Raw genomic sequence first — 23143 nt, forward strand, 5'->3', positions numbered from 1 at the left:
GATAGGCATCCGCTGCAGCCGCCGCAATGTCGGCGGCCGCCGATCGGCTGCTTATTGCTCGTGTTTCATGTGCTTCTTGTGAATTTCCCGCGATTCTTCGTCCGGCAGCGCCTTGTCCGGCACGCCGAAGATCTGGCCCGGGCGAATGCGGTCCGGATCCTCGATCTGATCCTGGTTGGCCAGATAGATCGTGGTGTAGCGCAGGCCCGCGCCATAGACCCGGCGAGAGATCTGCCAAAGCGTGTCACCGCGGCGGATGATCACCGAGCTCTTGCTCTCCTTGAGGGGAGCCTGCTCAAGCGTCTGCGGCTGGTCGGAAGACGTCGCAGCCGCAGCGGTTTCCGTAACGGGTTGCGCCGCGGAAGCGTCGTTTGCAACGGCGCTTCCTGCGCCCATCACCTTTGCCAGTTCGCCCGGAGCCGGGGCATTCAGCTGAGCCTTGTCAGCTGAGGCCGGCGTGGAGCTGCCCTGCTCGGCAAGAACCGCACCAACCGTTGCATCAACCTTGGCAAGCGCCGTCGCCATGCTCGATGCGTCCTGAGGTGCTGCCTTCAGCGCCGCGAGCGCGCTTGCGGCCGCCTTGGAAGCCCGCGCCGCGGACGTGGTAAGCGTCTGGTCGGAACTGTCGGCGAGGCGGAAATCGGCAAGCGACTTCAAGGCGATCTCAGTCGCCGAGCGGGCCGCTGCAAGCTGTTCGCCGTTCGGCACCTTGCCATTGGCATAGAGCCCCTTCAACAGGGCCAACGCCTTTCCAGCTTCCGCACGCAGACCATCGAGACCCGCGGTTGCGGACGGCGTGCTCGAAGGTGCCACCGCGGCAACCTGCGACCCTGCCGGGCGGTCGAAGGGAACCGAAGCGCGCATCACGACCTTGGTGCCGTCCTCGTTCAGCATGTCGGCCCGGATGATGTGGCTGCCCACCGCCAACTCGATCTGGCCGTCGACGACGAAGTTGCCCTTGTCGTCGGCCTTCATTTCGCCAACGAGCTTGTCGTCGGCATAGACGCGAACCAGGGCGCCGGGCTTGGCGCTACCGGCGACAAACATCCTGTTGCCCTCGATCTCGACCGCGCTCACCTGCAGTCCGGGCACGCCGGAAAGCCTGGCTGGCGCCGTGGCCGTATCGGCGGCCAGCGGCGTTGCGGAAGCAACCTCGGCCGGCTTGACGTCCGCAGCCGCTGCCCCCTCCGCCGTATCCGGCGTCGTGATCAGCCGGCTCGCCGCACCCGGCTTCGAGACCATGGCGAGCAACTGACCGGACGGCTCCTTGGGAACGGAAACGGTCGCGACCTCCTCGGAGCTCTTCACCGAACCGTTTTCGCCGGTGCTGCGCAGCGTCAGCTGGTGGTCGCCTGCCGGAAGGGGATTGTCGAAGACCGCGGCAAAATCGCCGGTGGCGCCGACGTCGGCGGTGCCGACCACGGTGTCGCCGCTCAGGATCTCAAGCTTCGAATTCGGTTGCGCATGGCCCGCGATCACCGTCGATCCGTCGGGCTCGACACGCAGCACGTCGAAACCGGGAATGGCGGGATCGGTAGCGGGCGCATCGGCCACGGTCGCCGCGTCGGCGTTTGGCTGCGCCTGCTGCGGGGCAGCATCGACCTTCGCGGTTTCGGTTGTCGCCTGCGGGCCACCGGTCGCCGGCGCCGCTTCGGTCGACTGCGTCGCGGTGCCTGCCGCTTGCTCGCCCACCGGCTTCTTGCCGTCGCCACGCAGGTTCGGTTGAATTACGAAAACCATCAACGCTGTTGCTGCCACGAGGACAGAAATGGCCACCCAGCCGGCCTTATTTTTGATCATGCCACTCTCCACACGGAGCGGAGCAACGCTCCGCGCATGCCCTCTCATCGGCCTGCGGTGCGGGCTTGCGCCGTCATTATAGCGCAACAGCAAGCAACTCGTCCGATTTCTTCAATCAATCACTGAAATTGCTAGCGATTCGCGATTCGGCATACAAGCAGCCCAAGCCGCGGCAACCCACAGAAAGCCGGGTTTCCCCTCATTTTTCTTGACCCATGCTGCGCTGCAATGTTTTTTGGGGGCATGAACACCGAGAACAGCACGATTCGATCCATCTGCGTCTATTGCGGTTCACAGCCGGGACGCGACAACGCCTACATGGAAGCCGGGCGCGCGCTCGGCCGATCCATCGCCGATCACGGGCTGCGCCTCGTCTATGGCGGCGGTACACGCGGCATCATGGGAGCGGTCGCCAGCGGCGTGCTTTCCAACGGCGGCGAAGTCACCGGGATCATCCCCGAATTCCTGATGGACAAGGAAGCGACCCGCCATTCGCTCGGCCAGCTGAACGAGCTGATCGTGACGGCCGACATGCACGAGCGCAAGCATACGATGTTCGAACGCGCCGACGCGTTCGTGGCGCTGCCGGGCGGCATCGGCACATTGGAAGAGATCGTCGAGATCATGACCTGGGCGCAGCTCGGCCGTCACCGCAAGCCGATGGTGTTCGGCAACATCAACAATTTCTGGAAGCCGATGATGGACCTCCTGCAGCACATGCGCGAGGAGGGTTTCGTCCACACGGCGCACCTCGTGCAGCCGCTCGTCGTAAACGACGCAGTCGACATCGTGCCTACCATCCTGGCGGCCGCCAGCGGCGGCAACGGCCGTGACGGCGAGGCCGAGATCATCTCCAGGCTCTGAGCCTTCGAGCACCCGTGCAACGAAAAGGCGCGCCGACCGGCGCGCCTTTTTTGTTTGTGCCGGTTGGCGAGATCACTCGGCCGGGCTCGCCTGCAATGCGGCGCGGCGCGCCCGGCTTTCGGCCAGCATGGCGCCGGAGTAGATCACCAGCGCCGCCCAGATCAGGCCGAAGGCGATGAGCTTCGCCGTGCCGAAGGGCTCGTGGAAGACGAAGACGGCGATCACAAAGATCATCGTCGGCGCGATGTACTGCATGATGCCGATGGTCGAGAGGCGCAGGAGCTTGGCGCCATTGGCATAGATCATCAACGGCACGGCCGTGACGATGCCGCAGGACAACAGCCAGAGAACGTCGGCCATGCCGGTGTCGCCGAAATGGCCCTGCCCCGTTGCCTCGCGCCAGATGATGTAGCCGATCGCCGGGATGCTCAGCAGCAGCACCTCGAGGAAAAAGCCCTGGTTGGGGCCGACCGGCAGGGTTTTGCGGAAGAAGGCGTAGAAACCCCAGGAGAGGCAAAGCCCGATCGACACCCACGGCAGACCGCCGGCATCAAAGGCGAGCACGGCGACGGCGGAGGCGGCGAGCGCGATTGCGACCATCTGCGCCGGGTTCGGCCTCTCCTTCAAAAGCACGGCGCCAAGGAAGATCGAGAAGAGCGGATTGATGTAGTAGCCGAGCGCAGTTTCGATGGCGCGGCCCGCCCCGATCGCCCAGACATAGATGCCCCAGTTGATGGTGATGAGCACGGCGGTCAGCGCGGCCATGCACAGCATGCGCGGCGAGCGCAACGCTGCCTTGATATCATCGGTCCGCCCGAGCCAGAGCAGCACGAGACCCGCCAGCGGCACCGACCACACGATCCGGTGCGCCACCACTTCCGGCGCCGGGATATGGGCGACCGCCTTCATGAAGAAGGGCAGAAAACCCCAGAGCAGATAGGCAGTCAGCGCGAAGGCAAAGCCTTTCGCGGAATCGGTATTTTCGGCGGGTGCTTTCGGCTCAGCCATATCATCTTTTCCTGGTGTGTTTGCCGGGGAGCCTTGGCGCCTATGGCCGCTCTCCGGTCAGAAGGGAGGGCACAGCCAGTCGGCCGGCACGAGTTCCCATTGGTGCGTCCTACCCCAATGGCCGGTGATGCACCAATTCATTTCCGTGAAGGGAGGATGAGTTTTGCTCACCCTCCCGCACGGCCCGGTCCATCAGACTTCCTCGTCCGATCGCCGAAATTACTCGGCGGCAATCAGTCCGACGTGATCGCGGTTCTTCAGGAGCTTGAAGACGATACTGTCCATCAGCGCCTGGAAAGACGCATCGATGATATTGTCGGAGACCCCCACGGTCCACCAGCGCGCGCCCGTACCATCGGTCGATTCGATCAGAACGCGGGTGATCGCCTCGGTCCCGCCGTTGAGAATACGGACCTTGTAGTCCGCGAGCTCCAGGTCTTCGATTTCCGACTGGTACTTGCCGAGATCCTTGCGCAGCGCAAGGTCGAGCGCGTTGACGGGCCCGTGGCCTTCGGCGACCGACATCATCGTCTCGCCGTCGACGACCACCTTCACCACCGCTTCCGACACCGTCTTCAAATGGCCGTTGGCGTCGAAGCGGCGCTCGACCATCACCCGGAAGCTTTCCACGTGGAAGAAATCCGGCACCGTGCCGAGGATGCGGCTGGCCAGCAGGGCAAAGCTCGCATCCGCGCCCTCATAGGCGTAACCGGTCGCTTCGCGTTCTTTCACGATGGCGATCAGCTTGTCGAGCTTCGGGTCGTCCTTGCTGACCGCGATGCCACGGCGCTTCAGCGCGTTGATGAAATTGGCCTTGCCGCCCTGGTCGGACACCATGACCTTGCGCAGGTTGCCGATGCTTTCCGGCGCCACGTGCTCATAGGTGCGCGGATCCTTGAGCAATGCCGAAGCGTGGATGCCGGCCTTGGTTGCAAAGGCCGACGCGCCGACGTAAGGCGCCTGCTGGTCTGGCGAGCGGTTCAACAGCTCGTCGAAGGAATGAGCGAGCTTCGTCAGCTCCAGCAAGCGGTCCGCATCGATCGCCGTTTCGAAGCGGCTGGAATAGGTCTCTTTCAAAGCAAGCGTCGGGATCAGCGTGACGAGATTGGCGTTTCCGCAGCGTTCGCCAATGCCGTTCAGCGTGCCCTGGATCTGGCGTACGCCGGCCTCGACCGCCGCAAGCGAATTTGCGACCGCCTGGCCGGTATCGTTATGGGCATGGATGCCGAGATTGGCGCCGGGCACGCCGGCAGCGATCACGGCCGCAACGATCTCGCGCACTTCCGGCGGCTGCGTGCCGCCATTGGTGTCGCAGAGCACCACCCAGCGCGCGCCGGCGTCAAAGGCCGTCTTCGCGCAGGCGAGCGCATAGGCGGGGTTGGCCTTGTAGCCATCGAAGAAATGCTCGCAATCGACCATCGCCTCGCGACCGGAGGCGACCACCGCCTCGACCGAGGCCCGGATGTTGTCGAGGTTTTCCTCGTTGGTGCAGCCAAGCGCGACTTCGACGTGATAGTCCCAGCTCTTCGCGACAAGACAGATGGCGTCGCTCTTGGCCGCGAGCAGCGCCGCGAGACCCGGATCGTTGGATGCCGACACGCCGGCACGCTTGGTCATGCCGAAGGCGACGAAAGACGCCTTCTGCGTGCGCTTGCGCGTGAAGAATTCCGTGTCTGTCGGGTTCGCGCCGGGATAACCGCCTTCGATGTAATCCATGCCGAATTGGTCGAGCAGACCCGCGATTGCAATCTTGTCCTCGACGGAAAAGTCGATGCCGGGCGTCTGTTGCCCGTCCCGTAGCGTCGTGTCGAAGAGGTAGATGCGTTCCCTGGTCATGGCTCTCGTCCAAAAATGCTCTGTTTACTTTTGCTCGGTCTTGCCTGCGAACTGGTCCGTGGCGCGGATCAGCCGGTCGAGGATGCCCGGCTCGGAATAGGCATGGCCTGCTCCCTCGACCAGATGCAGCTCTGATCCCGGCCAGGCCTTGTGCAACTGCCAGGCATATTTCGCCGGGCATGGCATGTCGTAGCGCCCGTGGATGATGACGCCGGGAATGCCGTCGAGCCGGTGGGCGTCGCGCAGCAGTTGGCCCTCTTCCATCCAGCCGGCATTGACGAAGAAGTGGTTCTCGATGCGTGCGAACGCGTCGGCATAATCGTCGTCGGCGAAGGGCTCGCTGGTCGCGAGTTCCGGCAAGAGCGTGATCGTCTCGCCTTCCCAGATGCTCCAGGCCTTGGCGGCTTCGAGGCGCGTCGCCTTGTCGTCGCCCATCAGGCGGCGGTGATAGGCGTGCATCATCTCGTGGCGTTCGTCTTCCGGGATCGGCGCGATGAACCGCTCCCACTTGTCCGGGAACATTTCCGAAACGCCGAACTGGTAGTACCAGTCGAGTTCGGCCTTCGTCAGCGTGTAGATGCCACGAAGCACCAGTTCGGAAACCCGCCCCGGGTGTTTTTCCGCATAGGCGAGCGCCAACGTCGATCCCCAGGAGCCGCCGAAGACCAACCACTTTTCGACCCCGGCCATCTCGCGCAGCCGCTCGATGTCGGCGACGAGATGCCAGGTGGTGTTGGCTTCGATCTTGGCGGGCGGTGTCGACTTGCCGCAGCCGCGCTGGTCGAACAACGTCACGTCGTAGAGCGCCGGATCGAACAGGCGGCGATGATTGGGCGAAATCGTGCCGCCGGGGCCGCCATGCAGGAAGACGGCGGGCTTGGCGCCCGGCGTGCCGGCCTTTTCCCAATAGATCACGTGACCGTCGCCGACATCGAGGTGACCCGACGCATAGGGTTCGATTTCCGGATAGAGCGTACGCAGAACAGTCGTCATTTTCAGTCTTTCGTGAGCGGCCAGTGTACGGTGTCGTAGTCGGGATGCTGGCGATTGGTTTCGAGAACGATCAGATGGCGGGTTGCCGAGACCTCGCTGCCGTCATCGGTTTCCTTTTCCTTGAGCCCCGCAAGCCGCGAGAACCAAATGACACGGGACTCGATGCCGGACTGGTAGACCGGCTGCACATCGTCCGGATCGTCGAGCGAGCCAAGCGCGATGTTGACGAAGTCCTCGTCGGGCATGTCGTAAAACAGCGGCGTGCCGCAGTCGCTGCAGAAGCCGCGGCGCACCAGATGCGACGAACGGAACCAGGACGGCTGACCCCGGGTGATATCGAAACTGTCGCGCGCGACATTGGCGAGAGGCATGAAATAGTTCCCCGTCGCCTTCTGGCACATGCGACAATGACAGATGTGCGGGCCCACAAGTACGCCCTCGGCACGGTAGCGCACGGCGCCGCATTGGCATCCGCCCGTATAGATGCGCGCGATCGTCACCGGAATGCTCCCGAGGGATGCCATTGCTCGGTCTCGTGGTCCGGATGCTGGAACGAGATGATGCTTTCCTGCCTGGCGTAGAAGTCCTGATCCTCAAGCACAGGCTGCTCGAATATCGTTTCGACCCAGGGCAGACGCGAGGCGTGATTGACCTGGATCTTCGGTGCGAGGTCGGTGCGGTCGTCGAAGGTGCCGATGGCGATCTCGAGGCCGCCCGGATGCCGGTAGGTCATCGGCGTCCCGCATTTCGGGCAGAAGCCGCGGTCGATGTTGACGGAGGACTGGAAATAGCTGGGTTCGTCGCGCACCCAATCGACGCCGTCCTTCGGCGCGGTCACCAGCGCCGAGAAGAACGAGCCGAACTGCTTCTGGCACATGCGGCAATGGCAGATCGACGCGCGCCCGAGTTCACCTTTGATCCGGAAGCGGACCGCGCCGCATTGGCATCCACCTGTTCGAACGTTTTCGGTCATCGCTTTTCCTCCGGGGGCCAGGTCTCGGTGTCGTGGTCTGGATGCTGATAGGAAACGAGTTTCTCCAGGAATTCCAGGGCATCGGGGTCTTCCATCGTGCCGACACCGGGCAGTTCGGCCACATGGTCGATATAGGGCAGCTTGCTTTCGATGCCCCATTGGATCGTTGGCGCGATGCCCTGCGGTTCGTCGAAGGCGGCAATCGCCAGTGCCATGCCGTCCGGCGCCTCATAGGTCAGCGGCGTGCCGCAATCGCCGCAAAAGCCGCGCCAGCCGAAATTGGACGACTGGAAGCGCTTGCGTTCGCCGCGCGTCCAGCTGAGGTGCGCGCCGCGCACCGAAACCAGCGGCAGATAGAAGTTGCCGCTTGCCTTCTGGCACATACGACAGTGGCAGACGGACGCGTCGCCGAGCCTGCCCTCGATGCGAAAGCGCACTGCGCCACACTGGCAACCGCCTGTGTAATAGGGCCTGTTGTCCAGACTCATCGCACCCCCTCCTCAGCCCGGCGCATGGCAGACGGCTTCGATGTTGTTGCCGTCGGGATCGAGTACGAAGGCCCCGTAGTAGTCCGGGTGATAGTGCGGCCTCAGCCCCGGCTTGCCGTTGTCACGCCCGCCGGCGGCAATCGCGGCTTCATAGAAGGCATCGACCTCGGCGTGGCTGCGCGCAGAAAACGCGTAGTGCCGGCCGGGGCCTGTCACGGCCACTTCATGCAGCCAGAAGACGGGCCGCTCACGGCCATAACCGCCGACCTTGACGCCGCCGGTATGCTCCAACGGCACCATCATCAAAAGCGAGGCGCCAAGCGGAGCAAAAGCCTTGTCGTAGAACGCCCGCGCCCGGTCGAAATCCGCGACGGGAATGCCCGTATGGTCGATCATCGCACGAACTCCTCTTTCATGCATGCGCTCCGCTTTTCGCCGCCTCTCGGACGACCTGTCCGAACCGATCAGAGGGACCGGACCGGGCGCTGCGCCCGGCCCATCGTCACCGTTTGATATCCCAGGTCGTCACCCGCTCGCCGGTTGCCGGATCCTTGCCGTCCTTGAGCTGAACACCGCGCGCCAAGAGATCGTCGCGGATCTTGTCGGCTTCTGCGAAGTTCTTCGCCTTCAGCAGTTCCAGACGGGCCCGAACGCGACTGTCGATGTCGCGGACCAGCCCCTCGTCGAGCTCGATCGCCTGCGGCACCACGCCGATCAGCGCTGCACTGGCGGCAAAGGTGCCGAGCAGCTTCGGGTCGGCCGCCGCCTTCTGGGCAAGCGCATGGATCGCCTGAATGGCCGCGACGGTATTGAGGTCGTCGGCGAGTGCGGCAACCACGGCCGGATCGGCCTCACCCTTGGCGTCACCCGGAACCGGCCACTTCGACAAGAGGTGTTCCGCTTCCTCCAGCCGCTTCACCGAGAAATCGATCGGTTCGCGATAGTGCGTCATCAGCATGGCAAGCCTCAGCACATCGCCCGGCCACTGACGGCCGGCGAACTTTTCCGTGTGCAGCAGTTCGTAGATGGTGACGAAGTTGCCTTCGGACTTCGACATCTTGCGGCCTTCGACCTGCAGGAAGCCGTTGTGCATCCAAACGTTCGCCATCACTTGCGTGCCGTGGGCGCAGCGGGACTGGGCGATCTCGTTTTCATGGTGCGGGAAGATGAGGTCCAGCCCGCCACCGTGGATATCGAAGACTTCGCCGAGATAGCGGCTGCTCATGGCCGAGCACTCGATGTGCCAGCCGGGACGGCCCCTGCCCCACGGCCCTTCCCAGCCCGGCTCGTTGTCGCCCGAAAGCTTCCACAGCACGAAGTCGCCGGGGTTCTTCTTGTGCGCCTCGACGGCAACACGGGCGCCCGCCTGCTGCTCATCGAGATTGCGCTTCGAAAGCTGCCCGTAGTCGGCCATCGATTTCGTGTCGAACAGGACCTCGCCGCCCGCCTGATAGGCATGGCCCTTGGCGAGGAGCTTTTCGATGATGTCGATCATCTGGGCGATATTCTCGGTCGCGCGTGGCTGGACGTCAGGGTCGAGGCAGCCGAGCGCCCTGGCATCGTCGAGAAACTGCGTTTCGGTCTTCTCCGTCACACGCCGGATCGCGTCGTTGAGCGGCAGGGTCGGATAGTCCCGCAGGGCGCGCGCGTTGATCTTGTCGTCGACGTCGGTGATGTTGCGCGCATAGGTGACGTGATCTGCGCCATAGACATGGCGCAGGAGGCGGAACAAGACGTCGAAGACGATGACCGGTCGGGCATTGCCGATATGGGCATAGTCATAGACCGTCGGGCCGCAGACATACATGCGAACGTTGTCGGGATCGATCGGCCGGAACTCGGCCTTCTCCCGCGTCAGCGTGTTGTACAGCTTCAGTGTCGGCGTTCCGCCCATTGCCAATCTCCAAAATGCATACGACCGTCAAAACACGGCACCCGGGAGGCCCGCACGTTTGTCATCTTGGATTTTAGGAGACGAAAACGGCCAGGCCAGCGGAGCGCTAGCGAATAATCTTCCGGCAGATAATGCAGGTAACCGTTTTCATGGGCTCACTTATCGCGCGTCGCCCGATTTCGGTCAAGAGGTCAGCCGCGTGCAAGCACAGCCGACTATCGAAAGGATTCCGCGGTCATGGATTTGTCATGATTAGGCTTATCTGAGATCGCCATGCGGAAAACAGATTCGCGGTGTAGTTGGTAGCACACCACGAAACCCTGTCTCCGGATAGCAAGGAGGAGCGCCGTTTTCGTGAAGACGTGCGAAAGCGGCAGTGTATCCGGCTCGGGAAAGCATCAAGGAGTGAGTGCAAGTGAAAGCCGCAAAGACCAAAGACATCGCCAAATCCGCCAACCTCGTCGAACAGTATCGCCCGCTCGGCCTGAAGGCCGTGCTTGCCGCAGCGCTGCAGGTCAAGGCGAAGCCGACCGGCAAGCTGACCAAGCGGCCGGTCTGACGCTTCCGAGGTTCTTCCTCTAGAACAGCGACATCTGCCCGCCATCCGGCTCGGTCGGCTTGCTCTTGCCTTTTGGCTGGGCATCCGCGGCCGGCCTCGGCGTTACGGTGTCCTGGATTTCGGGACCGGTATTGGCGACCTTGTTGACCTTGTCCGATACCGGGATCGCCTCGAAATAGTCCTCTGCCACCGGACCGAAGAGATCCGCGACCTCGCGCGGCTCCTGCGTCTTGCAGTCCAGCCAGCGGGCGAAGTCCTCGGGCTCAATGACGACGGGCATGCGATCGTGAATCTGACGGATCGAGGCGTTGGCGGCCGTCGTGAGGATCGCGGCGGTGTCGACTTCCGAGCCATCGGCCGATGACCAGGTCTCCATCAGGCCGGCGAAAGCGACGATGCCGCCCTTCCGCGGGCGCACCCAATAGGCCTGCGAAGGCTCGCGGCTGCCCTTCGGCGGCCGGCGCCACTCATAGAAGCCGGAGGCCGGCACGAGAACGCGCCGGTGCCGCATGGCGGCGCGAAACGAGGCCTTGTCGATTGCGGATTCGGCGCGGGCATTGATCAGCAGCGGAAAGTCGCGCGGATCCTTGACCCAGCCGGGCATGAAGCCCCAGCGCACGAGCACCGCCTTGCGCTCGGGCAGGTTGCTGACGGGTGCCGCGCGCTCGCCGGCCACGACAACCATGATCGGCTGGGTTGGCGCGATGTTGAAGCGCGCCGGAAAGTCGTCGCTTTCCAGCAGGCTGAACAATTCCATCATTTCATCGGGGGTCGCCGTCAGCGCAAAACGTCCGCACATGACATCGATGTGGCACTTCACGTAGGATGGGTCAACGCTACCAAGACGATTTGATTCCCTGATGCCGACCAAGCCCGAACTCGCTTCCTCCGTCATTCTCGAACGCGACGGTCGCTACCTGCTCGTTCGGCGGGCCAACCCGCCGTCGGCCGACATGTACGCCTTTCCGGGCGGACGGGCGGAGCCCGGCGAGACGCCGGCGGAGACAGCACTTCGCGAATTGTTCGAGGAAACCGGCATCAGGGCCCGCAATCCCGCGCTGTTCGAAATCTACGATCTGCCGGGCAAGGAGTCCGAAGGGCGGCATTTCCTGCTTTCGGTGTTCAGGGCGGAGGCCGATGCCGACGTCGTTGCCATCGCCAGCGACGATGCCGCCGGGCTCGGCTGGTTCACGCCCGAGGAAATCTTCGCCCTGCCGATCCCCGACAGCGTGCGCGAATGTGTGGAAAGACTCTCAGGCGCCGATACGAAGCCGGCGAAAGCGGGCGATGGCCTTGAAACCGCCGCCAATTCGGGCTTGATGAAATCATGATCCCTGCCCCGATCCTCTCAAGGCTCGCGCTCGCCGGCCTCGCCTTGACGGTCGCCACCGGCGCCGCAGCGCAGAAGACACCGACAAAAGAACCGGCCAAGACCGAGACCGCTGCCCCCGCGCCTGCCATCGAGGAAGAGAAGTCGACGCCCTATGACCAGCGGCTGGTTCGGCTTTCCGAGATCCTGGGCTCCGTGCATTACCTGAGGAATCTGTGCGTCAAGGAACCGGAGGATGTCTGGCGCCGCTCGATGCAGGATCTGATCGACAAGGAAACCGCCAGCGAAATCAAAAGGCGCGAGCGGATGACCGCCGCCTTCAACCGCGGGTATCGCACCTTCGCATCGGTTTATACGGCCTGCACCGGGCCGGCGATCGTCGCGGAGCAGCGATATCGTGCCGAAGGCGCAACACTTGCGTCAGAAATCGTCGCCCGCTTTGGAAATTAGCAATAAATTAACCTCTTTTCTCACGACCCCGTGTCGTTTCGGGAAAAGGCTGCTAAGTTCGTTAAGAGAGTGGTAAGAAGTGGCGAGTCCGTCACGGTCGTTCAGTCGGAGTTCAGCCGGACGGCCAAAGAATGAACCGCTTGCACAATGGAAGTCGCATGGAACGAATGATGGAACCAAGCCTGACCGACATCGATGACATGATCGTCCACGAGAAAATGCAGGCTGCGCTGGAACACCAGAGCGAGGCCTGGGCGGACGGCATGGCCGACGGTATCGAGCCGGAAATCATCGCCGATGCGGCCATCGCGCTTGCCATGCGGGAAACCGTTCGGCTTCATGGCGAAGACGGCGCCGAAGCAATGCTCAATTCGCTTCGCGAGCGCGTGCTTGCCGGCGAGTTCTCGCCCCAGCGCTCGCTTCAGTAATATCAGGACTGCCCGATGTCTCGGAACCTTGCAAACCGGACCCTTCCGGTTCGCCTCGTCACGCTGCTCTTGGCCGGTGTCGCTTTGTCCACCCCGGCAGCGGTTACTCCCGCCTTCGCGCTCAGCGAGTTGCAGGGCGAGCAGCAACCTGCTCCTGCCCAACAGCCCGCTGCCGGCGACCAGAAGGCGACGCCGCCCGCAGCCGAGCCCGTTGCCGAAGAGCCGGATGAGGAAGAGAAGCTTCCACTCGAAATCCCGATGCCCGATCCGCTGATCAACAAGTCAGCGACAGCCACCAAGGACGAGCCGCCCGCAGCCGAGGAGCCGGAGACGGCCGGACCCGTTGAGGTCCTGACCGACATTTCCAAGATACCGGCGCCGGTTGCCCGGATGCGCGAGCTCATCGTTGAAGCGGCTGCGTCCGGCGACATCGAGCGGTTGCGCCCATTGCTCGGCAAGGGCCCGAACCAGACCCAGGTCACCGGCGTCACCGGCGACGAAGACCCGGTGTCGATCCTGAAGAGCCTTTCGGGCGACCAGGAAGGTGTCGAAATTCTCGCGATCCTGCTCGACGTGCTGTCGACCGGCTTCGTGCTGGTAGACAAGGGAACGCCGCAGGAGGCCTATGTCTGGCCCTATTTCGCGGAAAAGAAGCTTTCCACGCTGACGGCGCCGGAAAAGGTCGACCTGTTCCGGCTGGTGACCGCCGGCGACTTTGCCGACATGGAAGAATTCGGCAGCTACAACTTCTACCGCGTCGGCATCATGCCGGACGGAAAGTGGAAATTCTTTATCGCCGGCGACTGAGCGCCGGCGATCTGCTTGCCGTTGGCAGCCGAACATCCTACCTCTTCGCCAAGAGATCGCCGGCGAGACGGGGCCTGAGTCGGCCGCGGCCACCCAGGTGATCGTTTGCCAGGCTAGCGCGGGAGCCTCCCCTCCCGTCGAACAGGATTCGAACGATGCCCAGAGTTCGCCTCGACGATCGCGCGATCGTCTCCGTTTCCGGCAAGGACGCGGAAGATCTTCTTCAGGGACTGATCACCACCGACCTCGACGCGCTTGGGCCCGACGAGGCGCGTCCCGGCGCGCTTCTGACGCCACAGGGCAAGATCCTGTTCGAGTTCCTGATCTCCCGCGACGGTGAAGGCCTCCGGCTGGAAACGGCACGCGACCAGGCGGAAGCACTGCTGAAGCGCCTGACGATGTACAAGCTTCGCTCGGCGGTAGAGCTTTCGATCAATGCTCCCGACGCCGTCACAGTGGTCTTCGACGAAGCAGCGCCTGAGGGTGCGTACCGGGACCATCGCTTCGAGAAGGCCGGCATCGCGCTCTTCCGTGCCTACGGCGAGCCGGCCGGCGACACGGCCGGCGTAGCGGACCTCGAACGGCTCCGCATCGCAGCGGGAATCGCGAATGCCGGCGCCGATTATGCGACGCAGGACGCCTTCCCCCATGACGTGCTCCTGGACAAGAACGGCGGCCTCTCCTTCAAGAAAGGATGCTATGTCGGGCAGGAAGTGGTGTCGCGCATGCAGCACCGCAGCACGCCGCGCCGCAGGGTCGTGATCGTTTCCGCGGATGCCGCCCTTCCCGCTACGGGAACGACAATCACCGCGAACGACAAGGCGATCGGCGCGTTGGGCACGGTCCGGGGCAAGTCGGCGCTGGCGATCGTGCGGATCGACAAGGCCGGCGAAGCCATGGCGAACGGGATTCCGCTGCTCGCCGGCGACGTGCCGGTGAGCATGGCTCTTCCCGAATGGACCGGCCTCACCTTCCCGACCAGCACGGACGAGGCAAGCGCGTGACGACGGCCCGCGCCTGGCAGCGCATGCTTTCCGGCCGAAGGCTGGATCTGCTCGACCCATCGCCGCTCGACGTCGAGATCGGCGATATCGCCCACGGCCTTGCGCGCGTGGCGCGCTGGAACGGGCAGACCGCCGGCGACCACGCCTTTTCCGTGGCGCAGCACAGCCTGATGGTCGAGGACATCTTTCGCCGCAGCAACAAATGCAGCACCGACGACTGCCTGCTGGCGCTTTTGCACGACGCGCCGGAATATGTAATCGGCGACATGATCTCGCCGTTCAAGGCGGTGGTCGGCGGCGGCTATAAATTGGTCGAGAAGCGGCTTGAAAGCGCCATCCACTTGCGCTTCGGCCTGCCTCCGCATTGCTCCAAGGAATTGAAGGATCGCATCAAGAAGGCCGACCATGTCGCGGCCTATTTCGAAGCGACAGTGCTTGCCGGCTTCTCCATCGAGGAGGCGCGCAAGTTCTTCGGCCAGCCGCGCGGCATCACCCGCGAAACGCTGCAGATCGATCCCTTGCCGGCGGTCGAAGCGCAGCGGCTGTTCACCGAGCGGTTCCTCACGCTGGAAGCGCAGCGCCTGCCTGCGCGCGCGGAAATCTGACATGTCCGGCATCATCGTTTCGCCGCTTTCCCGCATCGCCGAAATGGCCGTCCGACACGGCTGCACCGAGATGATCAGCCTCGTTGCCAAGGGCCAGGACTTTCATCGGCCCGGCGTCATCGCCAAGGCGCGGCACCTGACGCTCGGCATGAACGACATCACCTTTGCCGGCACCGGCGATCTCATCGCGCCGCAGGAAGACCATGTCCGGCAGATCATTGCCTTTGCGCGCGAATGGGACCGCGCACGGCCGCTCCTCGTTCATTGCTGGATGGGCGTCTCACGCTCGCCCGCGGCTGCACTCATCGCCGCGCTCGCGGCCGAGCCGGACCAGGACGACGCGGAACTGGTGCAGCGGCTGCGCCACGCCTCCCCCTATGCCACGCCGAACAGCCGGCTCGTCGAGATCGGCGATGCCGTGCTCGAGCGCCATGGGCGGCTGATTTCCGCCGTTCGCGCGATCGGCCGCGGCGCGGATGCCGACGGCAATGCACCCTTTATCCTGCCGCTTGCTTCCCAGGGAGCAGCCGTTGCCGATTGAGACGCAGCCGATAACCGTCGAGATCGGCCTCAATGCGGCGATCGTCGCCGTCGTCAACCGCAGCCCGCGCATCCTCGCCGTCAGCGAAACCGACGGTGACGTGCGCGACAGCCTGCCCTTCGGCCCTTTCGATCCGGCGCTTCACCGGACATTTGAAACGAGCCTTCGCGATCGCGTCGAAAAGCGCACGGCGCTGAAGCTCGGCTATATCGAGCAGCTCTACACCTTCGGCGATCGCGGCCGCCAGCGACAGCCCGGCGAAGAGGGCAAACACATGGTCTCGGTCGGCTATCTGGCGCTGACGAGAACCGACGCCGAAAACACCGAGCGACTGGCCGAAGCCGGCGCACACTGGCGCGACTGGTACGGCTACCTGCCCTGGGAAGACTGGCGGCAAGGTCGCCCGGCGGTGCTCGATCAGGCGATCCTGCCGGCGCTTTCCCGCTGGGAAACCGGCGTGTCCGGCGACGAGCAGGCCGCCCGGATTGCCGGGCGCCGGGCGCGCATTCGCCTGGCCTTCGGCCTCGGCGATTTTCCCTGGGACGAGGAACGGGTGCTGGAGCGCTATGAACTGCTCTACGAGGCAGGGCTCGTGCCCGAAGCGGCCATCGACGGCCACGGCAACGGCAGCGACATTCTGACCGTCGGGCTGGCGATGCGCCACGACCATCGCCGCATCGTCGCCACCGCGATGGCGAGGCTGCGCGGCAAGATCAAGTACCGACCGGTCGTCTTCGAACTGATGCCGCCGGAGTTCACGCTGACCGATCTGCAGGCGACCGTCGAGGCGATCTCCGGCCGCCACCTGCACAAGCAGAACTTCCGCCGCCTCGTCGAAGGGGCAGAACTGGTGGAACCGACCGGCATGACGCTTTCGTCCACCGGCGGGCGCCCGGCCGCACTCTTCCGCTTTCGCCGCCAGATCCTCGACGAGCGCCCTGCCCCCGGGCTCAAGGTCGGTGGGCGATGATGGCGGCACCGATCCCTGAACCGCGGGTCGGCACCTAAAAATATCCGGCAGAACGCCCTAGATATGCAGGGATGATGCTATAATCGGTGCAGCGGGAGCGACCGAACATTCGCCGCCTGCCGCCGAACGGCGCGACGTTTACGACCGAGGTGACAAGCCATGCTGCTCGTACTGACCCTGCTCACGTCGCTGCTCGGCACCTCGCCCCAGTCAGGCACCGACGAGAAGCCGAAGATGCCCGACTACTTCAAGAACCAACAGGGCGGCGGCATGCAGCCGCAGACAACCATCTGCAATCTCAACAGCCAGGATCTGAACGGGCAGTTCCGGACCTGCCGCTACGACTGCGGCACGCAGATTACCGTCGGCGAGCGTTTCTCCTGCCCGTTCATCATGCAGCGGTAACCCGGAGATCGGGATTTCTACCGGCCAATCACCACGTCGAGACCAATGTCGAGCGTAGGGGCGGCCATGGTGATCTTCGAGGTCGAGATGTAGTCGACGCCGCTCTCGGCAATTGCGCGCACGGTATCGATCTTGACATTGCCCGAAGCTTCCAGCCGCGTCCGGCGGGCATCGACCGCGTAGGCTCCGACCGACAGCTGCCAGTGAGCACGGTTGACCGCGACGGCCTCGCGCAGCAATTCCGGGCCCATGTTGTCGAGCAGGATCACATCGGGTTGGGCGGTCAACGCCTCGCGCATCTGATCGAGCCCATCGACCTCGATCTCGATCTTGACGAGATGGCCGCAATAGGCGCGCGCCGCGTGTACGGCGCTTGCGACACCGCCGGATACGGCGATGTGGTTGTCCTTGATCAGCACCGCGTCATCGAGGCCATAACGGTGGTTGGAGCCGCCGCCGAGGCGCACGGCATATTTCTCCAGCGCCCGCAGCCCCGGAATGGTCTTGCGGGTGCAGCAGACTTTCGCAGGCGTGTGGGCGATCTCGTCGGCGAATTTCGCCGTATAGGTGGCGATGCCCGAAAGGTGCATAAGGAAGTTCAGGCCGACGCGCTCGGCCGAAAGCAGGCCGCGCGCTCGGCCGGTGATGCGGGCGATCGCCGTTCCCGGCGCGACCCGGTCTCCGTCGGCCACCAGGGCCTCGAAGCGGATTGACGGGTCAACGAGTCGGAAGGCGGCGCGCGCGAGATCAAGGCCGGCAACGACGCCCGCCTCGCGCACATTCATGCCGGCCGTCGCGCTCAGTTCCGGCCCGATGGTCGAGAGCGTGGTGATGTCGCCGGCACGGCCGAGATCCTCTGTCAGGGCAGCACGCACCTGGTCCTCGATCATCAGCGCGGGCAATTCGGGGCGGAGGGCTGCGGTCATCTGCTTTTGTCCTTGAGCTTCAGTCTATGCAAGGGGCGGGCGCGGGATCACGCCGCTTCCGTCTCCGCCAATTCGCTCGCCAGGCGGTTGGCCTCGGCGAGCGTCAGGTAGGTGCGACGGCGCCATTCCGGCCGCTCCGCCGGGCAATCGGCGCGGAAGTGTCCGCCGCGGCTTTCCGTGCGGCGAAGCGCGCCGACGGCGATCAACTTTGCCGTCGTAATGATGTTGGTGAAGCGCATGCGGGTATTTTCACGCTCGAGCACCGCGATCTCACGGATCGCCTTCAACAGGCTCTCGCGGGTGCGGATCACGCCGACGCAATCGCTCATCACCTGGCGCAGGATCTTCAGCTGGGGGCTGTCCTCGACGGTCACGGGATCATCGTTCTCGCCCGCGTTGTCGCCCCATTCGGTGAGTTGCGGCGTCGGCAGCGTGCCCTTGATGTTTTCGGCGATGCGGGCCGCAAAGACGACCGCTTCGAGCAGCGAGTTTGAGGCGAGACGGTTGGCGCCATGTACCCCGGTCGAGGTCACTTCTCCGGCAGCCCAGAGGCCATCGATCGAGGTCCGGCCTTCGGCATCAGTCAGCACGCCGCCCATATGATAGTGAACCGCCGGCACGACCGGGATGGCTTGCGTCACCGGATCGATGCCAGCCGCCATGCAGGAGGCATAGACGGTCGGGAACATCTCGGGGAAGTGCTTGCCCACTGCCTTGGTGCAATCGAGGAAAGCACCGCGGCCCGCCTGGACCTCGGCGAAGACCCCGCGCGAGACGATGTCGCGCGGCGCAAGCTCGCCGTCCGGGTGGATGTCGAGCATGAAGCGCTGGCCGGTCGCGTTCAACAGATGCGCGCCGTCGCCGCGAAGCGCCTCGGTCGCGAGCGGCGCCGGGTCCTTGCCGATTTTGATCGCGGTCGGATGGAACTGCACGAACTCCGGATCGGCGATGATCGCGCCGGCGCGGGCGGCCATGCCGAGCCCCTGCCCGCACGCTTCCCACGGGTTGGTCGTGACAGCATAGAGATGACCGATCCCACCGGAGCAGAGCACGACGGCACGGGCCGGGAAAGCCACGCGCTTCTTCGACTGGCCGGCATCGGGCCGGGCGATGACGCCGGAGATGAACCGGCCTTCGCGCACGAGTTCCTCGACCACATAGCCTTCGATCACGCGGATCGAAGGCGTCCTGCGGACGGCGGCAATCAGCGCTTCCATGATCGCCTTGCCGGCCATGTCGCCCTTGACGCGGACGATGCGTCGCTCGGAATGGGCCGCCTCACGCGAGAGCAGCAGCTTGCCTTCGAGATCGCGATCGAAGGGCACGCCATACTCGAGCAGATCATGAATGCGCGCCGGGCCTTCGGCCACCATCATGCGCGTCATCTTCTCGTCGACGATGCCGGCACCGGCGGCAAGCGTGTCGGCGACGTGCTTTTCGAAAGTGTCGCCGGAGCTCATGGCGGCTGCAATGCCCCCTTGAGCCCAGGCCGAGGAAGCGCCGTGGCCGATAGGCGCCGCGGCCAGAATGGTCACCGGCCTCGGGCTCAGCTTCAGCGCGCAGAAGAGCCCGGCCAGGCCGCCGCCGACGATGACGATGTCGTCAATCCCGTTGAAGGATTGCGGGCGAAAATGGTCGGTCAGCATGTTTCATTCTCCTCCAATGCGCATGCCTGCATCCGGGGGTGGCCCGGCTCAAATTGTTACTGCTTGAGGTTCACCATGCGTTCGACCGCCAGGCGGGCGCGATCGGCGATCGCGGGGTCGACGAGAACCTCTTCCGTCATGGTCAGCAGGCTGTCGAGGATCTTCGGCAGCGTGATGCGCTTCATGTGCGGACAGAGGTTGCACGGCTTGACGAACTCGACGCCCTCGATCTCGGCCTGGATGTTCGAAGCCATCGAGCATTCGGTGACGAGCAGCACCTTCGACGGGCGGTTGTCCTTGACATAGTTGATCATGCCCGAGGTCGAGCCGGCAAAGTCGCAGACGGCGATCACATCCGGGTGGCATTCCGGGTGGCCGATGATCTCGATGCCGGGATTGGCTTCCTTGTAGGCGAGCAACTCGGCGGCGGTGAAGCGCTCGTGCACCTCGCAGTGGCCCTTCCAGGTCAGGATCTTCTTGTTGGTCTGGCGGGCGACGTTCATCGCCAGGTACTCGTCCGGGATGCAGAGCACGGTGTCGGACTCAAAGCTCTCGACGACATCAAGCACGTTCGACGAGGTGCAGCAGATGTCGGTCTCGGCCTTCACGTCGGCGGACGTGTTGACGTAGGTGACGACGGGAACGCCGGGATAACGCTGCTTCAGCAGGCGCACATCGGCGCCGGTGATCGATTCCGACAGCGAGCAGCCGGCCTTGGCGTCAGGGATCAGCACGGTTTTTTCCGGGCTCAGCAGCTTCGACGTTTCGGCCATGAAGTGCACGCCGCACTGGATGATGATCTCGGCATCGACTTTGGCAGCATCGCGCGCGAGCTGCAGCGAGTCGCCGACGATGTCGGCGACACAGTGGAAGATATCAGGCGTCTGATAGTTATGCGCGAGGATGACCGCGTTGCGCTCCTTCTTCAGCCTGTTGATGGCGTGCACATAGGGCGCGTAGGCCGGCCACTCGATCGCCGGGATGAAATCCTTGACCTTCTCGTAGAGATGCTCGGTTTCGCGAGCAACCGCCGGCGTGAAGGCAAGCTCGGGCCTTTCGATGATGCCGAAGCGCTCAGCGGCGCTGACAAAAACCGGTTTCGCCACGGCCGCGGTGCGGGGTGCAAGGCGCGTCATCGACATCTCCTCTCCGCCCCTCTTCCTGGGCGGGTTTTCAATTATGCTCAATATGAGCATAATTGAACCAAAACAAAAGCGGCAAAGCCGCATGGGTTGATTTAGAAAGTTTTGTGACAGAATTCAAGAATGGAAGCGCCGCTTTTCGCGGCGCTTCTGATTTTGGCTCGCGATCAGGCCATCGCTGGGCGCGCGACGCTCCTCTCCTCGATCGGCCAGTGGACGATGGCGGCGAAGACGCCGAGGGCTACACCGAGCCACCACACCGGATCGTAGGAACCGAAGTGGTCGTAGAGATAGCCGCCCATCCAGACGCCCAGGAACGAGCCGACCTGGTGCGACAGGAAGACGATGCCGCCGAGCAGACCGAGGTGCCGCGTGCCGAACATGATCGCGACCAGCGCATTGGTCGGCGGCACGGTCGACAGCCATAGCAGGCCCATGACGATGGCAAAGACGATGACCGAGGTCGGCGTCTGCGGCAGCAGCAGGAAGGCCGTCACCGCCACCGAGCGCGCGATATAGATTAGCGCCAGGAAATAGGGTTTCGAGTAGCGCTGGGCGATGAAGCCCGCCGACAGAGAACCGATGATGTTGAAGAAGCCGATGAGTGCCAGCGCGATCACCGCATAGCGCGCGTCGATGCCGATATCGCCGATATAGGCCGGGAAGTGCGCGGTGATGAAGGCAACCTGGTAGCCGCAAACGAAAAAGCCGGAAACCAGGAGCAGGTAGCTCTTGTGGCCGAGCGCCTCCTTCAGCGCCTCGCCGATCGACTGCTTGTATTGCGCCTCGCTCTGGCGACCGGAGGAAGCGTTGCCGCTGAGCGGGATCGCAAAGAACGGCACCAGCAGCATGAGGACGCCGAGATAGACCAAGCTATCCGACCAGCCATAGGCCGAGATCAGCCCCTGGCTCAGGGGCGCGAACAGGAACATGCCGGCCGAACCCGCCGCCGTGCAGATGCCGAAGGCAAGCGAGCGTTGATGCGGCGTGACATTGCGCGCGAAGGCGGAGAGCAGAATGCCGAACGAGCCGGAGCCGACCGCCATGCCGACGAGAACGCCGCCACCGATGTGCAGCCAGATCGGCGCATCGGCAAAGGCCATGATGAAGAGGCCCGCAGCGTAGAGAAGGCCCGACATGGCGAGCACCCGCCAGGTGCCGAACTTGTCCGCAATCGCGCCGAAGAAGGGCTGGCTCAAACCCCAGCAGAGGTTCTGCAACGCCATCGCCAGGCCGAAGGTCGTCCGGTCCCAGCCGGTATCGGCAAGCATCGGCAACTGGAAGAAGCCCATCGCCGAGCGCGGGCCGAAGGTGAGCATCGCAACGACCGAGCCGGCCGCAATGATCAGCCAGGGCATCTCCTGACGGGCACTGGACGGCGCGGATGCTCCGGAAACAGCGGACATGGAATCTCTCCGATTGGTGGAGCGCGATCCTAGGCGGCTGCTAAAACAGATAAAAGCCAATTAAATTGACGCCGCAATCACCGGAATTGATGCCTTGATCAAGCGGCGCTGCGGAACCGGTCGCGAAACGCTCTCGGCGTCATGCCCTTGGCCGCCTTGAATTGGCGATTGAAGTTGGCAAGCGAACGATAGCCGACGGCATCGGCGATATGAGCGATCGAACGCGCCGAACCACTGAGCAACGCGCAGGCCTCGCCGATCCGCAGGCGCATCAGATATTCCGAGACCGGCATGTTGAGGTGGCGCAGGAACAGGCGATGCAGGCCGGAAAGGCTGAGCGCGGCCAGATCGGCAAGTTCGCCCATCGACGGGTTTTCGGCGTAATGCAGGTGGATATGGTCGAGCACCCGGTCGAGGCGGCCGCGGTCGACCGATCGGCCCGACGGGGTGACGACCCGGCTCGACAGTGGTGTTACCGCCTGCTCGCGCGCCAGGATCGTCAGCATCGACAGGACGTCCGGCAGGCGCTCCTCCGGCGCCAGCCGGCGCAACCCTTCGAACAGCGGCCGCACGCGGGTGGCCACTTCCGGCGTGAACTGCAACCCTGGAGCCGAACGCTCGAACATCGCCTTGACGCCGGCGAGTTCGACGAAGCCTTCCTCCAGGCGCTCCACCCATTCCGGATGGAACCAGAGCACCAGCGCCACGTGCGGTTCGGCCTCGTCGATCTTGCCGGCGGAGTGCCAGGTGTGCGGCAGGTTGGAGCCGACCAGCACGAGGTCGCCGTCGTCATAGGCGCCGATATGGTCTCCGATGAAGCGCTGGCCGCGCGAGTTGAGCGTCAGCGTCAGTTCGAACTCCGGATGATGGTGCCATTGAAACGGAATGGAATCGTCGAGGCGACGGTCGAGCAGGATCGACGAGGCGTTCGTTGCCCGCGGGATCTTCTGCAAAATCGCCTTCATATTGCACCACTCTCAGCCATCACGCCAGAATAGTATCAATGTTGGCAGGCTGCGTGCAACAGCGGCACCGTTGAAAGGGCTAGGTTTTCTCCATCACCAATCA

The 23143-nt window shown here is 63.9% G+C and carries 26 protein-coding genes; 11 read left to right on the forward strand and 15 right to left on the reverse strand.

What is annotated here, in order from left to right:
* Positions 1-51: 51 nt before the first annotated feature.
* On the reverse strand, positions 52-1800 hold the full coding sequence (locus XB14_RS12285) for a LysM peptidoglycan-binding domain-containing protein (RefSeq protein ID WP_077961793.1): 1749 nt from the start codon (positions 1798-1800) through the stop codon (positions 52-54).
* A gap of 243 nt (positions 1801-2043) precedes the next feature.
* On the opposite strand from XB14_RS12285, the gene XB14_RS12290 reads away from it, so the two are divergent.
* Complete coding sequence (locus tag XB14_RS12290; RefSeq protein WP_077961794.1) at positions 2044-2664, forward strand: TIGR00730 family Rossman fold protein; 621 nt, start codon at positions 2044-2046, stop codon at positions 2662-2664.
* 72 nt (positions 2665-2736) lie between these two features.
* On the opposite strand, the gene rarD is transcribed toward XB14_RS12290, so the two are convergent.
* The 8 genes from rarD to cysS form a co-directional block, all read right to left on the reverse strand.
* Complete coding sequence (gene rarD / locus XB14_RS12295; RefSeq protein WP_077961795.1) at positions 2737-3672, reverse strand: EamA family transporter RarD; 936 nt, start codon at positions 3670-3672, stop codon at positions 2737-2739.
* Between the two features lie 219 nt (positions 3673-3891).
* The gene (gene cimA / locus XB14_RS12300; RefSeq protein ID WP_077961796.1) at positions 3892-5508 is read right to left on the reverse strand and encodes a citramalate synthase; all 1617 of its coding nucleotides are present in this window, start codon (positions 5506-5508) and stop codon (positions 3892-3894) included.
* 24 nt (positions 5509-5532) lie between these two features.
* Positions 5533-6501, reverse strand: coding sequence for a prolyl aminopeptidase (gene pip / locus XB14_RS12305; protein ID WP_077961797.1), 969 nt, complete (start codon positions 6499-6501; stop codon positions 5533-5535).
* Positions 6502-6503: 2 nt separating this feature from the next.
* Positions 6504-7025 (reverse strand): GFA family protein, encoded by a 522-nt coding sequence (locus XB14_RS12310; RefSeq protein WP_077961798.1) that lies wholly within the window; start codon positions 7023-7025, stop codon positions 6504-6506.
* Complete coding sequence (locus tag XB14_RS12315) at positions 6998-7474, reverse strand: GFA family protein (protein ID WP_077961799.1); 477 nt, start codon at positions 7472-7474, stop codon at positions 6998-7000. The genes XB14_RS12310 and XB14_RS12315 overlap by 28 nt, the downstream gene beginning before the upstream one ends.
* Positions 7471-7962, reverse strand: coding sequence for a GFA family protein (locus XB14_RS12320; RefSeq protein WP_077961800.1), 492 nt, complete (start codon positions 7960-7962; stop codon positions 7471-7473). Before XB14_RS12320 ends, XB14_RS12315 begins: the two co-directional genes overlap by 4 nt.
* Positions 7963-7974: 12 nt before the next feature.
* A complete protein-coding gene (locus XB14_RS12325; protein WP_077961801.1) occupies positions 7975-8358 on the reverse strand; it encodes a VOC family protein in 384 nt (127 codons plus the stop codon).
* A gap of 106 nt (positions 8359-8464) precedes the next feature.
* Positions 8465-9856 (reverse strand): cysteine--tRNA ligase, encoded by a 1392-nt coding sequence (gene cysS, locus XB14_RS12330; RefSeq protein ID WP_077961802.1) that lies wholly within the window; start codon positions 9854-9856, stop codon positions 8465-8467.
* 415 nt (positions 9857-10271) lie between these two features.
* Here cysS and XB14_RS33205 point away from each other — a divergent pair, with 415 nt between their 5' ends.
* The gene (locus XB14_RS33205; RefSeq protein ID WP_179119575.1) at positions 10272-10415 is read left to right on the forward strand and encodes a hypothetical protein; all 144 of its coding nucleotides are present in this window, start codon (positions 10272-10274) and stop codon (positions 10413-10415) included.
* A 19-nt stretch (positions 10416-10434) separates the two neighbouring features.
* Here the strand turns inward: XB14_RS33205 and XB14_RS12335 are convergent, their stop codons facing one another.
* Positions 10435-11214 (reverse strand): SOS response-associated peptidase, encoded by a 780-nt coding sequence (locus XB14_RS12335; RefSeq protein WP_077961803.1) that lies wholly within the window; start codon positions 11212-11214, stop codon positions 10435-10437.
* Positions 11215-11272: 58 nt separating this feature from the next.
* On the opposite strand from XB14_RS12335, the gene XB14_RS12340 reads away from it, so the two are divergent.
* The 9 genes from XB14_RS12340 to XB14_RS12380 all read left to right on the forward strand — a co-directional run bounded on the left by XB14_RS12340 (position 11273) and on the right by XB14_RS12380 (position 16955).
* Complete coding sequence (locus tag XB14_RS12340; RefSeq protein WP_077961804.1) at positions 11273-11746, forward strand: NUDIX hydrolase; 474 nt, start codon at positions 11273-11275, stop codon at positions 11744-11746.
* Positions 11743-12195 carry a TIGR02301 family protein gene (locus XB14_RS12345; protein ID WP_077961805.1) on the forward strand — a complete coding sequence of 151 codons (453 nt, stop codon included), beginning with the start codon at positions 11743-11745 and terminating at the stop codon, positions 12193-12195. Before XB14_RS12340 ends, XB14_RS12345 begins: the two co-directional genes overlap by 4 nt.
* 158 nt (positions 12196-12353) lie before the next feature.
* A complete protein-coding gene (locus XB14_RS12350) occupies positions 12354-12623 on the forward strand; it encodes a hypothetical protein (protein ID WP_139108556.1) in 270 nt (89 codons plus the stop codon).
* Positions 12624-12638: 15 nt separating this feature from the next.
* Positions 12639-13430 carry a hypothetical protein gene (locus tag XB14_RS12355; RefSeq protein ID WP_077961806.1) on the forward strand — a complete coding sequence of 264 codons (792 nt, stop codon included), beginning with the start codon at positions 12639-12641 and terminating at the stop codon, positions 13428-13430.
* 155 nt (positions 13431-13585) lie between these two features.
* Positions 13586-14434, forward strand: coding sequence for a YgfZ/GcvT domain-containing protein (locus XB14_RS12360; protein WP_077961807.1), 849 nt, complete (start codon positions 13586-13588; stop codon positions 14432-14434).
* On the forward strand, positions 14431-15039 hold the full coding sequence (locus XB14_RS12365) for a YfbR-like 5'-deoxynucleotidase (protein WP_077961808.1): 609 nt from the start codon (positions 14431-14433) through the stop codon (positions 15037-15039). Before XB14_RS12360 ends, XB14_RS12365 begins: the two co-directional genes overlap by 4 nt.
* Position 15040: 1 nt before the next feature.
* The gene (locus XB14_RS12370) at positions 15041-15580 is read left to right on the forward strand and encodes a tyrosine phosphatase family protein (RefSeq protein WP_077961809.1); all 540 of its coding nucleotides are present in this window, start codon (positions 15041-15043) and stop codon (positions 15578-15580) included.
* Entirely contained in the window at positions 15528-16550 is a 1023-nt protein-coding gene (locus XB14_RS12375; protein WP_077961810.1) for an NUDIX hydrolase, read from the forward strand. Before XB14_RS12370 ends, XB14_RS12375 begins: the two co-directional genes overlap by 53 nt.
* Positions 16551-16709: 159 nt before the next feature.
* Positions 16710-16955: a hypothetical protein gene (locus XB14_RS12380; RefSeq protein WP_077961811.1), complete on the forward strand. Its 246-nt coding sequence runs from the start codon at positions 16710-16712 to the stop codon at positions 16953-16955.
* A gap of 17 nt (positions 16956-16972) precedes the next feature.
* Here XB14_RS12380 and nadC read toward each other — a convergent pair whose 3' ends face one another.
* From nadC to XB14_RS12405, 5 genes are all read right to left on the reverse strand, one after another.
* Positions 16973-17881 (reverse strand): carboxylating nicotinate-nucleotide diphosphorylase, encoded by a 909-nt coding sequence (gene nadC / locus XB14_RS12385; protein ID WP_077961812.1) that lies wholly within the window; start codon positions 17879-17881, stop codon positions 16973-16975.
* A 47-nt stretch (positions 17882-17928) separates the two neighbouring features.
* Entirely contained in the window at positions 17929-19527 is a 1599-nt protein-coding gene (locus tag XB14_RS12390; protein ID WP_077961813.1) for an L-aspartate oxidase, read from the reverse strand.
* Between the two features lie 56 nt (positions 19528-19583).
* The gene (gene nadA, locus XB14_RS12395; protein ID WP_077961979.1) at positions 19584-20663 is read right to left on the reverse strand and encodes a quinolinate synthase NadA; all 1080 of its coding nucleotides are present in this window, start codon (positions 20661-20663) and stop codon (positions 19584-19586) included.
* A gap of 173 nt (positions 20664-20836) precedes the next feature.
* Entirely contained in the window at positions 20837-22075 is a 1239-nt protein-coding gene (locus tag XB14_RS12400) for an MFS transporter (RefSeq protein ID WP_077961814.1), read from the reverse strand.
* A gap of 98 nt (positions 22076-22173) precedes the next feature.
* Positions 22174-23040: a helix-turn-helix domain-containing protein gene (locus XB14_RS12405; RefSeq protein WP_077961815.1), complete on the reverse strand. Its 867-nt coding sequence runs from the start codon at positions 23038-23040 to the stop codon at positions 22174-22176.
* Positions 23041-23143 lie beyond the last annotated feature (103 nt).

Origin of the sequence: Ensifer adhaerens, from assembly GCF_002007205.1 — a bacterium.
In the GTDB taxonomy this organism is placed as follows: Bacteria; Pseudomonadota; Alphaproteobacteria; order Rhizobiales; family Rhizobiaceae; genus Ensifer; species Ensifer adhaerens_D.